We start from the raw sequence: 12021 nt of genomic DNA on the forward strand, positions 1-12021 counted from the left end.
TTCCCCCTCTCTCGTGGCCCCGGATTTTTTTATAAGACCCCGCCCCCCCGGGGCCCCCCCCTTTCGCCCCGCCGCCCCCTTCCCCCCCTTTGCCGATCAAAAACCCGCCCGCCTCACCAGCCGCACCCGGGGTCGACCCGTTAGCGCCATCACCTATCAACGGCCGACCAAACAACCACTCCGTCGGGGCATTAATCACCGCCAAAATGTCACGCTCAAGGGCCTGCAGCGGCGACACATTGGTCGCCTCCGCGGCCCCATAAGCCGCCCCGGCAGCCGTCAACGCCTGCACAAACCGCCCATGAAACGCCGCCGCCTGCGCACTGACCGACTGATAGGCATGCCCATGGCCCGCGAACAAGGCGGCAATTGCCGCCGACACCTCATCCTCAGCCGCGGCCACCACCTCAGTGATCGGCACCACCGCGGCCGCATTAGCCACACTCACCGCCCCACCAATATCGGCGACCCGCAACCCCGCCGCAGCCACCGCATCCGCAACCACAATCACATGAGCCGTGACCGTCCCATTCGTCAGACGCGCCGGGCAAAGCAAACGCCTGCCATGCTACTAAAGCGCCGCGAAACCATGACGGTCTTCGTGAATTTTCAGGCCACCTTCGGTAACAGCCGGGCTGGGGACTTCGGCACAGGTGCCGAGGTTCGCCAGGCCCGCGCGCTTGGGTGGCCGGATATGTACCCCATTTTCACATTGCATGATCGACTGCCACATCGACGAGGGGTACGAGTTCCTCGGCTTCGGCATCCAGCGGCAGGTCAACAAGGGCACGACCAAGCACGACGTCTACACCTGGCCGCCGAAGAAGGCGCTCATGTCCATCACCGACAAGGTCACGAATCTGACGCGGCGACACAAACATCGGAGATATGCACTTGTGCGCGATCCGTGACGAGCATTCGCGGCGGGTGCTGGGCTGAGCAGTCGCTGACCACATGCGCACCGAGCTGGTCACCCTCGCGGTCGAGCGGGCGGTGTTCGTGCGCGGCGGCCGCTGTCCGGGTGTGATCCTGCATCCTGATCGGGACTGCCTGCAGCGTGCGTCCGCTAACCGCCGAAAAAGGCGAGCGCAAACGCGTTTCGGGGCAATCAGCTCTTATGCGTACGCGCTGCGGTGTCGAGGGCGGCTCGATCCGCTAGATCGGCACCGACGCGGGCGACGGTGAAGGCCGCGGACAAGCACGCCGCATCCAGGGCGGACGTCAACGCGTCCAGCCCAATGCGCTGCAGGTCAGCTCGCTGGGTGGCGCCCATCAAGCCCAGCTCCCATAGCCTGTCGAGCAGACCGACCATGAACGCGTCGCCGGCGCCGACGGTGTCCACCACCCGAACCGGCCTTGCGGCCACCCGTGCCTCGCCGGCCGCGCAGAACGCTACCGCACCCCGATCGCCCATGGTCAGCGCCACGATTGCCGGCCCCGACGCCAACCAGGTGCGTGCGGTGTGCTCGGGGCTGTGGTTGGGATCGATCCACCCCAGGTCCTCGTCGCTAGCCTTGACGATGTCGCTGCGTTCGACGAGGTTCTCGATGCGTTCCCGGGCCAGATCTCGGTCGACGATCAGCGAGGGACGCACATTGGGATCGAACGTGACTGTGGCCGACACTCGATAGGCGTCCAGCAGGGCCGCGACGGCCAAGCATCCCGGTTCACGTACGGCGGCGATGGATCCGGTGTGCACGAAAAGCGGCGGCGGAACGGGCGGTATCCCGGAGAGCTGCCAGTCCAGGTTGAACTCATAGCTGGCCGACCCGTCTTCGGCAATCGTCGCAACCGCGGTGGGCGTCCGGGCGGCCGCGTTGCTTCCCGGAACAAGCTGTGCCCCAGAGGCTTTGATGTAGTCACCGATTCGTTGGCCGTGCACGTCGTTAGCGATGTGCGTGAGGAAATCGATGTCGCGGCCCAGCCTGGCCAGGCCGACGGCGACATTCAACGGACTCCCGCCGACATGCTCGGCGGTGGCTCGGGTCTGGACGATATCGATCAGCGCTTCACCGATCACCAGTCCACGCCCCATGCGGACAGGTTACGTTGACAATATGGGTTCGTCGGCAGAGCAGCGGGTGAAGCTCACCAACGCCGACAAGGTGCTCTACCCAGCGACCGGTACCACAAAGCAAGACATCTTCGACTACTACACCCGGATCGCCGAGGTGATGGTGCCGCACATCGCCGGGCGCCCGGCGACACGCAAGCGCTGGCCCAACGGCGTCGACCAGGATTCGTTCTTCGAAAAGCAATTGGCGTCGTCGGCGCCGGACTGGCTGCCGCGCGCCAGCATCACCCACCGGTCCGGTACCACGACCTATCCGATCATCGACAGCACGACGGGGCTGGCCTGGATCGCCCAGCAGGCGGCGTTGGAGGTGCACGTGCCGCAATGGCGGTTCGTCGCGGAGTGGACACGAAGCGGCGAAAGCCTGAAGCCCGGCCCGGCAACGCGATTGGTGTTCGATCTCGACCCAGGTGAGGGCGTGACCATGGCCAAGCTGGCCGAGGTGGCCCGTGAGGTCCGGGATCTGATGGCCGATATCGGGCTGACCACCTTCCCGCTCACCAGCGGTAGCAAGGGCCTGCACCTCTACGCCCCGCTCAACGAACCGGTGAGCAGCTCCGGTGCCACCGTGTTGGCCAAACGCGTTGCGCAGCAACTGGAACAGTCCATGCCCAAGTTGGTCACGTCGGCCATGACCAAGAGCGTGCGGGCGGGGAAGGTGTTTTTGGACTGGAGCCAAAACAATGGGTCGAAGACCACCATCGCGCCGTACTCAATGCGTGGCCGGCAGTACCCGACTGTCGCGGCACCGCGCACCTGGGACGAACTCGACGACAAACGCCTGCGGCAGCTGCGCTACGACGAGGTGCTGGACCGGGTTGCCCGCGACGGGGACCTGCTCGCACCCCTGGATGCCGACCTGCCCAGCCGCGACCGCCTGACCAAATACCGCAGCATGCGCGATGCGTCGAAGACTCCCGAGCCGGTGCCGAGCGCGAAACCAGCTGTTGGGCAGAACAATACGTTCGTCATCCAGGAGCATCACGCCCGTCGCCTGCACTATGACTTCCGGCTGGAAAGGGACGGAGTGCTCGTGTCGTGGGCGGTGCCGAAGAACCTGCCCGAGACCACGTCGGTGAACCATCTGGCGGTACACACCGAGGATCATCCGCTGGAATACGGCACCTTCGAGGGCACCATCCCCAGGGGCGAATACGGCGCCGGCAAGGTGGTCATCTGGGACGCCGGGACCTACGAGGCCGAGAAGTTCAACGACTCTGCCGAAAACGGGGAAGTAATCGTCAACCTGCACGGCAATCGAATCTCCGGGCGCTATGCGCTGATCCAGACCAGTGGCGACCAGTGGCTGGCGCACCGGATGAAGGACCAGAAGGTTTTCGAGTTCGACACGCTCGCGCCGATGTTCGCCACGCACGGTTCGGTTGCGGGGCTCAAGGCGGGGCAGTGGGCGTTCGAGGGCAAGTGGGACGGCTATCGGCTGTTGGTGGACGCCGACCACGGCGTGCTGCGGCTGCGATCACGCAGCGGACGCGATGTCACCGCGGAGTATCCCCAATTGCAGTCGCTGGCAGCAGATCTCGTCGATCACCATGTGGTGATCGACGGCGAAGTGGTCGCGCTCAACCAGTCCGGAGTGCCCAGCTTCAATGAGATGCAGAACCGCGTCCGCGCCACCCGCATCGAGTTCTGGGCGTTCGACCTGCTCTACCTGGATGGCCGCTCGCTGCTGCGAGCCCGCTACCAAGACCGGCGCAAGTTGCTGGAAACCCTGGGCAGTGCAGGCGATCTCATCGTTCCCGAGCTCGCGCCCGGGGATGGCACGGAGGCGCTGGAGTATTCACGCAAGCACGGCTGGGAGGGTGTGGTCGCCAAGAGACGCGACTCGAGTTATCAGCCGGGCCGACGCTCGGCGTCGTGGATCAAGGACAAGCACTGGAACACCCAAGAAGTCGTCATCGGCGGCTGGCGGGTGGGGGAAGGCGGGCGCAGCAGCGGCATCGGAGCACTGCTGATGGGCATTCCGGGCCCCGACGGATTGCAGTTCGCCGGGCGGGTCGGCACCGGCTTCACCGAACGTGACTTGGCCAACCTGAAGAAGACGCTGGCCCCGCTGCACACCGATGAATCTCCCTTCGGCGCTTCACTTCCCGCGAACGAGACCAAGGGTGTGACGTTCGTGAAGCCGACGTTGGTCGGGGAGGTGCGCTACAGCGAGTGGACCCCGGACAACCGGCTGCGCCAATCGAGCTGGCGTGGGCTGCGGCCGGATAAGAAGCCGAGCGAGGTGGTGCGCGAATGAAGTGGGTGACATATCGAAGCGACCAGGGGGATCGCTGCGGAGTGCTCTCCGGTGACCGGATCTATGCCACACCCTCCGGAGTGACACTGCTTGATCTGATTGGGCGCGGCGCCGACGGTCTGCGCGCAGCGGGCGAGGAGGTATTGCGGTCGCCTGCGGCGGCGGTTCGTCTCGATGAAGTGTCGCTGGCGGCGCCGATCCCGCGCCCGCCGTCAATCCGTGATTCGCTGTGCTTTCTGGATCACATGCGCAATTGTCAGGAGGCGATGGGAGCGGGCCGGGTGCTCATGGACACCTGGTACCGCATCCCGGCGTTCTACTTCGCATGTCCGGCAACCGTTTTGGGTCCCTACGATGATGCGCCGACCGCTCCCGGAAGTGCTTGGCAGGACTTCGAATTGGAGATTGCGGCCGTCATCGGAGCCGCCGGCAAGAACCTGTCGGTCGAGCAAGCGGAACGGTCGATCATCGGTTACATGATCTTTAATGACTGGTCCGCACGTGACCTGCAGATGCTGGAGGGGCAGCTGCGGATCGGACAGGCCAAGGGCAAGGACAGCGGAGTTACGCTGGGCCCGTATCTCGTCACCCCGGATGAGCTGGAGCCCTACCGGCGTGACGGCAAGCTGAGCCTGCCGGTGACCGCGCTGGTCAACGAGACCGTGATCGGCTCGGGGTCTACCGGGGCGATGGACTGGACTTTCGGTGAAGTCATTTCCTACGCCTCGCGGGGCGTGAGCCTGAACCCCGGTGACGTATTCGGCTCCGGCACGGTGCCCACCTGTACGCTTGTCGAGCATCTGAGGGACGCCGAGTCGTTTCCGGGCTGGTTGCGCGACGGTGACGTCGTGACCCTCAAGGTCGAGGGTCTCGGGGAGACGCGCCAGACGGTTCGTGGGAGCGAAGCGCCCATTCCGTTGGCCCCCCGGCCGAATCCGGATGCGCAACCACCCCGGCCCCGTGCCAACCGGGCGCCGGCGCGGGTGCCCTACACCCGTGGGCTGCACGAGGTCGGCGACCGAGTGTGGGCGTGGACGCTGCCGGACGGGGGATACGGTTGGAGCAATGCGGGTCTAGTCGCAGGTGACGGCGCATCGCTTCTCGTGGACACGTTGTTCGACCTGGCGCTGACCCGGGAAATGCTGGCCGCGATGCGACCCATCACCGAGCGCTCGCCCATTACCGACGCCCTGATCACTCATTCCAACGGCGACCACACCCACGGCAATCAACTGCTGGACAACTCGGTCCGGGTCATCGCCGCCGAGGGCACCGCGGAGGAGATCGAGCACGGCGCCGGCCCGGAGATGCTGGCCCGCACCCAGATCGCAGACCTGGGCCCCGTCGCGACTCGATATGCGCGAGACCGCTTCGGGCACTTCGACTTCAGCGGCATCACGGTGCGCAACGCCGATATGACATTCGACCGTGACCTGACCATCGAGGTTGGCGGCAGGCGAGTCGATCTGCACAACCTCGGTCCGGCGCACACCGCCGCCGATTCGGTGGTGCATGTGCCCGACGCCGGTGTGCTGTTCGCCGGGGATCTGCTGTTCATCGGCTGCACACCGATTGTGTGGGCCGGGCCGATCGCCAACTGGGTTGCGGCGTGCGATGCGATGATCGCGCTGGACACGCCAACGGTGATCCCGGGTCATGGCCCGGTTACCGATCCGGATGGAATACGCGCTGTGCGTGGCTATCTCGTTCACGTTGCCGAGCAGGCCGAGGTGGCCTACCACAATGGGCTGTCGTTCGCGGAGGCCGTCGACACCGTCGATCTCGGCGAATACGCGAGCTGGCTGGACTCCGAACGCGTCGTCGTCAACATCTATCAGTGTTATCGCGAACTCGACCCCGACACCCCGATGCCGGAGCTGTTCGGGCTGATGGTGATGCAGGCGGAGTGGTTGGCAAAACGCTCGGCGTGACTGTCCGCGGCCACATCCGCAATTAGGAGTCTCTCCGTTGGGTGGCACCCAAATTGCCCACCTATCTGCGACGGACGAGCGTTTGTCGATGCGAGGCGGGCACCACGAGACCTGCTCTGCCAGGGGCGGATACTGCGGTTCCTTAATCGAATCCGTTGTCGGCGTTAGGCGCCTTGCCCACTGACTTTACGAGCGCCTTCGCGAAAGTGCAGCCGACAGTCAATATCGCGACCGCGTAACATCGCTGCCGTCCTAGGGCGTCAACCTGTTCCTAAGCGGGATCTCGCAAATGGCCAGCGGTGACCCGGTTCAGGGACTTATCAACGTGATCGGCATGCCGATCGCTGCCAACGTGGTACTAGCAACGCTCCTAGCCGCTCTAGCGGCGCTGGCGACTACCCGAGCGATGCTCGGACAAAGCCAATCGAATTGGCAGGGGCCTGTTGGCCGGCATCCCCCAGCGGGGGCAGCCCGGCAGCCGTAAAGATCTCCTCGAGATCGGACGTGACCGTCTGCCACCCATGCGCCCACAGATAGGCTGCGACGTCGGTGTGTTCACCAGGGTAGGTCAGGGCGGCGATGTCGAGGTCCAAGCCGAGGTCGCGCCACCGGTCGGTCATTGCCCGGGCCTGCTGTTGGGCCTCCTCGGACTGACCCGCGACCTGTCCATAGTCAGCCGCCAGCCGGCTTCCGTCACCACTGAGCGAGACGATGTTGTCCAACAATCGAACTTCGGCTTCTTGCGGCAGAAAACCGATCAGCACCCCCTCGGCGAGCCATGCGGTCGGTTGGTCGGCATCGAAGCCGGCGCCGAGCAACGCCGTCGGCCAGTCGTCGCGGAGATCGATCCCGACGGCGCGGTGCTCGGCGTTGGACACAGCGCCAAGTTTCGACAGCGTCGAGGTCTTGAACTCGATCACCTGAGGCTGGTCGATCTCGTACACCGTTGTCCCGGCCGGCCAGGTCAGGCGGTACGGAAGAGAATCCAGGCCGGAAGCCACGATGACGACCTGCTGCACTCCCGCCGTGCCGGCCTCGGCGAAATAGTCGTCGAAGAACACTGCGCGGGCCGCGAACGTATCGATCATCCTGGGGAAACCCAGATTTCCGTCGAGGTCGACGGGATCCAACGCGCCGCTGGCCAACCGGGTGAACAGGTCCAGCCCGACCGCGCGCACCAGTGGCTCGGCGAACGGGTCGTTGATGACCGGCCGAGGACGCCGGCTTGCGGCCGCTCGGGCTGCCGCGACCATGGTGGCAGTGGCTCCCACGCTGTTAGCCAGGTCCCACGTGTCGTCATCGGTTCGTGCCATGGTTACTCCTTTGGACTTGTCCCGGCCGCATCCACGTTAGGCCGGGTTCCTTAATGTCCGCTGTACCGTGCGGATATGCCTTCAGGACAACGCCCCGTGGAATTTGCAGCCGTCGAACAAGGCATTGCCCTGGTCACCCTGAACCGGCCTGAGCGCCTGAACGCGATCGATGGATCGCTGATCGATGCCATGGACGACGCGTTGGATGCGCTCAGCGGAGGCGATTTCCGGGTAGCGATCCTCACCGGCGCCGGACGGGGATTCTGCGCCGGCGCCGATATAAGCGGCACCGGCAAACCCTGGGTCCAGCCCACGTCCAGGGTCGACCGGGCAACCCCGGCGTACAAGACCAATTACGACGCCCAGGTACGGCTGGCCGACCAATATGTCCGGCTCTACGAGCTGCCCATACCGGTGATCGCCGCGGTCAACGGTGTGGCCGTCGGAGGCGGACTGGCGTTCGCATTGCACTCCGACATCCGGATCGCGTCCGAACACGCCCGATTCGGATCGGTGTTCATAAAGGCCGGATTCTCGTCGATGGACATGGGGACCAGTTACCTGTTGCCGAAGATCGTCGGCGCGGGAGCGGCGCGGGAACTCATGCTGACCGGTCGCATCATCGATGCGGCCGAGGCTTATCGCATCAGGCTGGTACACAAGGTGGTTGCGCCCGACGACCTGCTTGCGGCGTCCCTGGCCAAGGCCCGCGAGATCGTCGAAAACAACGCTTTCGGCGTGTGGCAGACCAAGATTGGTCTCAATGCTGCGTTGGATGCGCCGAGCTTGCGGCACGCCATAGAGATTGAGAACCGCACTCAGCTGCTCACCGGCTTCACCAATAATCCAGCCGAGGCAGCCAAGGCGCACCGGGAGAAGCGTGCCCCAAAGTGGGATCCTTTGTGAGGTCAAGACTTTCGCGACAACGTTGACCAACGGAAAATGATAGGTCGGGTCTGAATCTGGCCTGAAACGGTAGAACGTGTTTCGCGTTGGACCCCACAACCCTTGCGAGCAACACCACTTGGTGTGAAAAATAAGGTGGCCTCCATCGGCGCTCGATCGGAGAAGACCACAATGACAGCGAGTCACGCGCACGCAATTGCTCTCCGGGTCGCCGAATTGGCGCGAAATCTCCAGGCGCACCAGCCCACCGATGACATCGACACGACGCTCGGCAATCTGCTTGACACCACCGTTAAATCCGTACCCGGTGCTGAGCATGCTGCACTCACGATGGGCAGCCGTGACGGGGTGCGGACGGTGTGGGCAAGTGCCGGGTACCCGATCCTGTTGGGCGAAATTCAGCAACGTCATAAGGACATGTGCGGCACCGACACATGGGAGGGCCAGGTCATCCGCATCGACGACGTGACCGCCGAACAGCGCTGGCCGGCCTATTGCCGCGACGTTGCCGACGAAACGCCGATCCGGTCAATCATGACGATCCCGTTGTTCGTCAACCGCCACAGCATGGGTGCGCTCAACTTTTATGCTTCGCGTCCCCATGCGTTCGACGCCGAATCGGTGGAGATGGCGTTGATTATGGCTACTCATGCCGCAATGGCGTGGAACATGCTGCGCCACGACCAGCAACTCCGCAGCGCACTCGCTTCCCGCGACCTCATCGGTCAGGCTAAGGGCATACTGATGGAACGCTTCAATATCGACGCCGTTCGCGCATTCGCGATGCTCTCGCAGTTGTCGCAGAACTCGAATACGGCCGTTGTCGAGATCGCGCTCCGTCTCATCGAGGACAAGCCTCCGCGCCGATGACCGTGCTGCGCGCGAGGCGCGTTGCCGCACAAATTGCGCAGCGGCGCCGGGAATGGCTGCGTTCTGATACCGGCTAGCCAAGCGCGGGTTTTAAATTGAGCCAGCCCGGCGGTTGCGAGTACTCATTGCGGTGGCTAATGTGACCGAAGTACCCAGCCCTTTTTCGGAGTGTTTGGCCGTCCAGTCCCGGCGGTAGTCAGCATCCGACACGTTCTTGTGGAACGGCCTTCCGCGGCGGGGGCGTTTCGGCCGCCCCTGAAAGGGTCTGCCGCTCATGCTTTTTCCCATGTCTGCAGCCGATGCGATGTTTCTCTTTGCTGAGACGCCGCAGCGGCCGATGCATGTGGGTGCGCTGGCGCTACTGAGCCGACCGGAGAGCGCCGACGAACGCTACGTGCGCGATATGTTCGCCACCGCGTTGGCGCGTAACCAAGTGGCGTCGCTGTGGCGACGACGTCCGCACCGCTCGCTGACCTCTCTGGGGCAGTGGTATTGGCGCACCGAGGCTGAGGTCGATTTGGACTACCACGTGCAGCTCAGCGCTTTGCCGCGGCGAGCCGGCCTGGCTGCGCTGTGGGAGCTGGTTTCGCAATTGCACGCTGGGATGCTGGATCGCTCCCGCCCACTTTGGCAGTTGCATTTGATCGAGGGCCTGCCCCACGGGCAGTACGCGATGTATATCAAAACCCACCATGCGCTGGCGGATGGCGTCTCGGCGATGCGGCTTCTACAACAGACCGTCAGCGCGGACCCCGATCGGCGTGGGATGCCTGCACTGTGGGAGGTGGGCGAACAGGCACGAACGTCGGATACGGCGGCACCTTGGGCCCCGGCGGGCCCGCTGACGCTGGCCCGAGCAGTGCTTGGCGCGGCTGGGGTGCTTGCGGGCATGGCGCCTGCGCTAGCGGACACCGCGTGGCGGGCTGCGCGCCGCCGTGGCGGTCCGCTGACGCTGGCCGCACCACACACCCCACTGAACGTGCCGATCGACAGTGCCCGATCTTTCGCGGGCTGCACATTCCCGATCGAGCGGCTGAGATTGGTTGCGAAGCGTGCTGATGCCACCATCAATGACGTCGTGCTGGCCATGTGTGCTGGTGCGTTGCGCAGTTACCTGATCACCCGCAGGGCGCTGCCGGTCGCGCCGCTGACAGCGATGGTGCCCGTGTCGCTGCGCGGCGCCGACGCCGTCGACGTGATGCATGGGGTTCCCGGCAATAAGATCGGGACCTTGATGTGCTCGCTGGCCACGCACCTAGCCGATCCGGCCGAGCGCCTGTCGGCCGTGCGGGCCAGCATGCGGGAGGGTAAGGCCGCGATCGCCGGCCGCAGCCGCGAGCAGGTGATCGCGATGAGCGCACTCGGCGCTGCCCCGCTGGCACTTGCCATGACGCTGGGACACGCCCCCGGGCCCCTGCGCCCGCCGAACGTGATGATCTCCAACGTGCCCGGTCCGCGTGGCCCGCTGTACTGGAACGGCGCCCACCTGGACGCGCTCTACCCGATGTCGATCCCTGTCGACGGTCAGGCATTGAACATCACCTGCACCAGCACCAATGACCAGATCGCCTTCGGCTTGATCAGCTGTCGCCGCGTCGTCCCCGCAATGAGCACGCTCACCGATCAGCTTGCTCGCGAACTCGAGCTGCTCGAAGACGCCATCGGACCGTGGAATTAGGACGGGACTTCCGTCGACGAAAGTGTGCCATTACTGCCCCATTGGCCGGAAGTCGCTGCAGGTCAACCTGTTCCGAGTTATGGCATCGGCCGGCGCCGGCGATTGTAGTGCGGTCGGATCTAGCATTTCGAGATCACCTTGTTGGCGTACTTCTCCAGGTGACGAATCTTCTTCTCCAGCGGCTCGGTGTCCGGTCCCTTGATGTAGGGAATCCGAAAGCCAACGATGACGTCGGTAACGCCGTTGTCCTCGAGCCGTTTGATGCCGTCCACGGTGTAGCTGTCCATCGAGATCGCGTGGATCTCGAACGGTCCGGTCTTGCCCTCTTCCTCGCGAAAGTGCTTGACCCGGGCGATGAGTCGGTCGAGTTCCTCGGGGTCGCTACCGCCGCCGTGCATCCAGCCGTCCAGGCGCGCGGCGCGACGTAGTGCGGCATCGGCGTGGCCGCCAACCAGTATCGGGATCGGCTTGCTCGGAGCCGGGGTCATCTTGGTTCTCGGGATGTCGTAGAACTCGCCATGGAATTCGAAGTAATCTCCGGTGGTGAGGCCTCTCACAATCTCGATACATTCGTCAATCCGCTTGCCGCGCTTAGCGAATGGGATTCCCATCAACTCGTAGTCCTCCGGCCACGGACTGGTGCCCACGCCGAGACCCACCCGGTTGCCGATCAGCGAGGCCAGCGAACCCACCTGCTTGGCCACCAGCGCCGGCGGCCGGACGGGGAGCTTGAGGACAAAGAAGTTGAACCGCAGTGTCGTTGTCACCGCACCCAACGCCGCTGTCAGGACAATGGCTTCGATGATTTCCTTGCCGTCCAGAAATTCGCGGTTGCCGTCCGGCGTGTACGGGTACTTCGAGTCGGACTCAAAGGGATAGGCGAGGCTGTCGGCGATCGTCATGCTGTGGTAACCGGCGGCCTCGGCCGCCTGGGCCAGCGGAATGTAGAACGCCGGGTCGGTCATTGCCTCCGCGTAGGTGAACCGCAC

Annotated in this window: 10 protein-coding genes and 1 pseudogene; 7 read left to right on the plus strand and 4 right to left on the minus strand. The window is 64.5% G+C overall.

What is annotated here, in order from left to right; all coding sequences use genetic code 11:
• Window positions 1–511, minus strand: a 511-nt coding sequence (locus tag MSIMFI_RS12070) for a PE family protein (protein ID WP_191497375.1), incomplete at its 3' end; no start/stop codon positions are given.
• Between the two features lie 205 nt (window positions 512–716).
• Here MSIMFI_RS12070 and MSIMFI_RS12075 point away from each other — a divergent pair.
• Both MSIMFI_RS12075 and MSIMFI_RS28035 read left to right on the plus strand, forming a co-directional pair.
• Window positions 717–911 (plus strand): hypothetical protein, encoded by a 195-nt coding sequence (locus MSIMFI_RS12075; protein WP_224770162.1) that lies wholly within the window; start codon window positions 717–719, stop codon window positions 909–911.
• Window positions 910–1045: pseudogene (locus MSIMFI_RS28035) on the plus strand (IS3-like element ISRhosp1 family transposase); the annotation flags it as partial. The gene MSIMFI_RS12075 and the pseudogene MSIMFI_RS28035, both read left to right, overlap by 2 nt.
• Before the next feature lie 63 nt (window positions 1046–1108).
• On the opposite strand, the gene MSIMFI_RS12080 reads toward MSIMFI_RS28035, so the two are convergent.
• The gene (locus tag MSIMFI_RS12080; RefSeq protein WP_191497376.1) at window positions 1109–2035 is read right to left on the minus strand and encodes a carbohydrate kinase family protein; all 927 of its coding nucleotides are present in this window, start codon (window positions 2033–2035) and stop codon (window positions 1109–1111) included.
• 22 nt (window positions 2036–2057) lie between these two features.
• Between MSIMFI_RS12080 and MSIMFI_RS12085 the strand changes: the two genes are divergently transcribed.
• Window positions 2058–4334: an ATP-dependent DNA ligase gene (locus tag MSIMFI_RS12085; protein WP_191497377.1), complete on the plus strand. Its 2277-nt coding sequence runs from the start codon at window positions 2058–2060 to the stop codon at window positions 4332–4334.
• A complete protein-coding gene (locus MSIMFI_RS12090; protein ID WP_191497378.1) occupies window positions 4331–6265 on the plus strand; it encodes a fumarylacetoacetate hydrolase family protein in 1935 nt (644 codons plus the stop codon). Before MSIMFI_RS12085 ends, MSIMFI_RS12090 begins: the two co-directional genes overlap by 4 nt.
• A gap of 395 nt (window positions 6266–6660) precedes the next feature.
• Here MSIMFI_RS12090 and MSIMFI_RS12095 read toward each other — a convergent pair whose 3' ends face one another.
• The gene (locus tag MSIMFI_RS12095) at window positions 6661–7578 is read right to left on the minus strand and encodes an SAM-dependent methyltransferase (RefSeq protein WP_191497379.1); all 918 of its coding nucleotides are present in this window, start codon (window positions 7576–7578) and stop codon (window positions 6661–6663) included.
• Window positions 7579–7653: 75 nt separating this feature from the next.
• On the opposite strand from MSIMFI_RS12095, the gene MSIMFI_RS12100 reads away from it, so the two are divergent.
• The 3 genes from MSIMFI_RS12100 (at window position 7654) to MSIMFI_RS12110 (ending at window position 11032) form a co-directional block, all read left to right on the plus strand.
• The gene (locus MSIMFI_RS12100) at window positions 7654–8484 is read left to right on the plus strand and encodes an enoyl-CoA hydratase/isomerase family protein (RefSeq protein ID WP_186244432.1); all 831 of its coding nucleotides are present in this window, start codon (window positions 7654–7656) and stop codon (window positions 8482–8484) included.
• Between the two features lie 171 nt (window positions 8485–8655).
• Window positions 8656–9354: a GAF and ANTAR domain-containing protein gene (locus tag MSIMFI_RS12105; protein WP_191497380.1), complete on the plus strand. Its 699-nt coding sequence runs from the start codon at window positions 8656–8658 to the stop codon at window positions 9352–9354.
• 274 nt (window positions 9355–9628) lie between these two features.
• Complete coding sequence (locus tag MSIMFI_RS12110) at window positions 9629–11032, plus strand: WS/DGAT/MGAT family O-acyltransferase (RefSeq protein WP_191497381.1); 1404 nt, start codon at window positions 9629–9631, stop codon at window positions 11030–11032.
• 119 nt (window positions 11033–11151) lie between these two features.
• On the opposite strand, the gene MSIMFI_RS12115 is transcribed toward MSIMFI_RS12110, so the two are convergent.
• Window positions 11152–12021 (minus strand): LLM class flavin-dependent oxidoreductase, encoded by an 870-nt coding sequence (locus tag MSIMFI_RS12115; RefSeq protein ID WP_191497382.1) that lies wholly within the window; start codon window positions 12019–12021, stop codon window positions 11152–11154.

Origin of the sequence: Mycobacterium simulans (genome assembly GCF_900232995.1) — a bacterium.
Taxonomy (GTDB): Bacteria; Actinomycetota; Actinomycetes; order Mycobacteriales; family Mycobacteriaceae; genus Mycobacterium; species Mycobacterium simulans.